The sequence below is a fragment of the Frankia sp. Mgl5 genome, assembly GCF_023242985.1.
Lineage (GTDB): Bacteria > Actinomycetota > Actinomycetes > Frankiales > Frankiaceae > Parafrankia > Parafrankia soli.
The window spans coordinates 1-300 of record NZ_JALKFY010000047.1 but is presented as its reverse complement, the minus strand read 5'-3'; the positions used below and the strand labels follow the sequence as shown (position 1 = coordinate 300).

Annotated in this window: 1 protein-coding gene; it reads left to right on the top strand. The window is 56.7% G+C overall.

The features are described 5' to 3' along the window. Positions 1–300 (top strand): beta-ketoacyl synthase N-terminal-like domain-containing protein (locus tag MXD62_RS08300; protein WP_285223992.1); only part of this gene is annotated, 300 nt, incomplete at both ends.

Sequence of the window (300 nt, the reverse complement as noted above, 5' to 3'; positions counted from 1 at the left end):
ACGCACTCCCCAGCTAGACCCGACAGAGATTGACGACGTGATAATCGGCAACGCTGTACCAGAGGCGGAGCAGGGCATGAACATGGCCCGCTTGATTGGACTTCGCGCAGGTCTGCCGACAAACGTCTCCGGCGTTACAGTTAACCGTTTTTGCTCCTCCGGTCTGCAGACGATTGCTTACGCCGCGCAACAAATTATGGCGGGAAGCAGCGATATTGTAGTCGCCGGCGGGGTGGAAAGCATGAGTCTGGTACCGATGTTGGGTCACAAGATCGCGCTAAACCCGACGCTGGTAGAAAC